This is a genomic window from Streptomyces albipurpureus (assembly GCF_023701525.1).
GTDB classification, from domain to species: domain Bacteria; phylum Actinomycetota; class Actinomycetes; order Streptomycetales; family Streptomycetaceae; genus Streptomyces; species Streptomyces albipurpureus.
Genome location: NZ_JAMQAW010000008.1, coordinates 439074 through 442152 on the forward strand (window position 1 = coordinate 439074; position 3079 = coordinate 442152).

The window sequence follows — 3079 nt, forward strand, 5'->3', positions numbered from 1 at the left end:
GGCGGACCGCGCGGCCTGTGTGACCGCCGTGGTTGACGGTGATCATCGATGGGTTCGCCGGAAACATTTCCAACCCGGCGGCGATACGCGCCATGGTGCTCGCGGCCAGAGGCTTGTTCCGGTCCCCGATCCGGGTGCCCAGGTGAGTCCAGTCGATGATGCTGGCAGCCGGACGCACGTAGGGCTCTACGATCACATCGTCGTCATGGTTCGGGCAGGTGTAGTCGTACTGCTGCGCGTACTTGCCGACCCGGGTCTCCTTGTACCCCTGACGCCATGTCTGCCTGGCGAAGATGTCCTCGGCGCAGCCCGTGCAGTGCGCCAGGGGCCGGGGGGCTACGTTGGGCAGACGGATGCCCACCTTGGTAAAGATGATGTAGAGCCGGTCCCGCCATTGGGGTGCGGCCAAGTTGATCGCGTCACCGATGTGAGCAGAAGAGACGCAGACGATCTGGTAGTTGTAGCCCAGTTGCACCATGCCGCTGAGCCACCAGCCGAACAAGATCCAGTCCGTTGCGAACTCCGTGACGTTTTCGATCAAGATGGCCTTGTACTGGTGAACTTCAGCGGCACGGATGACGTCGTACGCGGTGGCACGCGTCCGCTGGAATGCCGCGTCGGGCAGCGCGCGCAACTCCTCTTCCGACAGTCCCTGAGACTTCTTGCTGCGACGGCGACCTCCGGCGGGAGATATCTCGGTGCAGATGGGGGACGCCCAAAGCGCGTCGGTCTTCGGGAGCCTGCGCATGTCGTAGTTCGAGACATCCGCGCAGAGGTGTTCGGCGTGTGGATGGTTGGAGGCGTGTGTGTCGATCGCGACTTGCCAGTGATTGGCGGCCAGCATGAGCTTCCAACCGGCGTTCACCAGACCGGTACTGGCCCCGCCAGCGCCGCAGAAGAGGTCACAAAAGGTGATACTCAAGAGGTCCGTCCTTGCGTCCAGGGTGGTGGAGTGCGCCGGGCCCGGTTGCCCTCCGGGCCCGGTTGCCCTCCGGGCCCGGTTGCCCTCCGGGCCCGGCGCGTGAATGCGGCAGTTCAACGGTGAGCGTTATCCGCCGTACGCCTGGCAGGCGGTGACCTCGGACAACAGCAAGCCTGAGATCCGGTTCATGACCTCCGCCGGTACCTCGACGGACTTCGGGGCGCTGCCGTCCCACTCCGCGATGGTGATCAGCGCGCTCCCGGCCGTACCCAGATCGGCCTGACGGCGCCGCAAGCTCACCAGTTCCTCCAGCAGCCACGCCACCGTGCCCGGCGTGGTCGAGTCCTGCTGGACAGGGCTGCCCAGTGGGTGACGGCCTCCATAGCGGGCCACTACGCCGGTCACGTACCGCGTCACGGAGTCGGCCATCAGATCCGGGTTGCCCCCGCCAAGGCTTCCGCCCTTGACGCGGCTCTCCGGCACGGAGTCATACACGACGGCGATCTGGGTGTCGGGTGCGTTGTGTGAGACGCGCCAGCCCTCCACCTGCTCCCTGCGGGGCGGCAGGAACTCGCCAGCACCGATCAAAAGGAACGTGCCATCGGGAAGGTCGACTCGAATCTGAAAGCCCTTCCCGACCTCGGCGACGGTGAGTTGCGCGTCGAGTCCCCGCCCTCGGAGGGCATCGATGATGTGCTCGTACTGCGGAGCCACCTGCCGGGACGAGTAGGCGTAGTCAATGACGAACTGGACCAGCGGGATGGATTCGCCAGACCAGTCGAGGTAGCCACATTCCTCCTTCGCGGTTCCGAGGAAGCTGCGGAGCTGCCAGAAGATCCTCGGCCGCCCGGTGGTGAGGCCGCTGGTGAGGACCAGTTTGTCCAGGCTGCTCGGCAGGGTGACGGCCAGTTGGTTGCCGCTTTCGGTGAGTTGCGCTTCCAGCCGTGCGTGGGTACGTATCGCGACGCACAGTTGGGGCATCGAGACGAGATTCACGTGCTGTACCTCCTGGTGGTGGGGTTTGGTGGCGGGGGCTTGCCCTACCCCCAACCTGTCATAGGTAAATCTATCGAATATGGGCGGGGGAGGCAACCCTCCATGCGCCACAAACCGCACCCACCCTCACGTCCGCGCAGCGGACGGCCCTCACTCCCATTCGCCCAACAGCCGGTCCGCACCCGGCTGGCAGCCCGCGCCCCCCACCCTGCTGCCCCGAAGACACCACCCCCCTTCCCTCCCGGCAAAAAGAAAACCGAGGGGCCGTCGGACGCAGTGCAGGGGAGGACGGCATCTATTTTCACCGCGACGAAGGAGCGGCGAAAAAAGACGACGAACGACCTTGCGCGCAGTCCGCCGCGGCCCCTCACACTCAACCAGCCGGGAGGAACCACCCGCACCCAACCAACCAGCCCCAACCGCGGACTTCGCAGCCGCCCGTCCGTACGCCGGCTGTTCCCCTCTCTGCGCGTGCGATCTGGCTATCGCATTTGCCGGGCTGGGTGCGGTGGTGGCTCGAAAGATGCCTGAATATCCGTCTTATGGGTTATTTCATCAACACGTGTTAGTGAAACGGGAGGCATTCGATGCGCCGGAAAGGGTTGCAATGAGCGACTGCAGTTCTATTATCAACGTGTGTTGATGACATGTGGGCGCCCTGGGATGCGCTCTGCCTCGAAGGAAAGGACTGAACCCGAACATGAACGTCCCACTTCGCCGCGCTATCGCCGTCGGAGCCTCCACCGCGCTTCTCGCCATGGGTGCAGTTGCGCTGGCCCCCTCTGCGTCTGCGGCCGGTGCCTCTTCGTGCACCTACAACCTGACCGATCACAACGCGGTGGTGGACGGCGCCGGAATCAACTACCGCACTGGCCCAGCTACTTCCCATCGACCCAGGGGGATGCTGTACGACGGTGACGATCTGCGGGTCTACTGCGGCAAGGGAGTTTGGTACTACAGCAAGTTGATCGTTCGTTCAGGGGGAGGGCTGCCCAAGGGGACGTACGGATGGATACGCAAGGACATGCTGCTCGAACTGGTCTGAGGAGGGCGCCACTGCCGCGAGCGACGCTGCTGGTCGAGGTTTTGCCTCAGCTGATCACAACACGTGATGGCGAGTTGACCCTGACCCGCCCTGCGTTGGCTCAAGACATCGTCTTG

3 protein-coding genes are annotated in these 3079 nt (G+C 64.3%); 1 reads left to right on the plus strand and 2 read right to left on the minus strand.

Annotated features, from left to right (window positions below; all coding sequences use genetic code 11):
- Positions 1–865, minus strand: an 865-nt coding sequence (locus NBG84_RS11020) for a DNA cytosine methyltransferase (RefSeq protein ID WP_250919142.1), incomplete at its 3' end; no start/stop codon positions are given.
- Positions 866–1048: 183 nt separating this feature from the next.
- Positions 1049–1918 carry a hypothetical protein gene (locus NBG84_RS11025; protein WP_250919143.1) on the minus strand — a complete coding sequence of 290 codons (870 nt, stop codon included), beginning with the start codon at positions 1916–1918 and terminating at the stop codon, positions 1049–1051.
- 700 nt (positions 1919–2618) lie between these two features.
- On the opposite strand from NBG84_RS11025, the gene NBG84_RS11030 reads away from it, so the two are divergent.
- Entirely contained in the window at positions 2619–2963 is a 345-nt protein-coding gene (locus tag NBG84_RS11030; protein WP_250919144.1) for an SH3 domain-containing protein, read from the plus strand.
- Positions 2964–3079 lie beyond the last annotated feature (116 nt).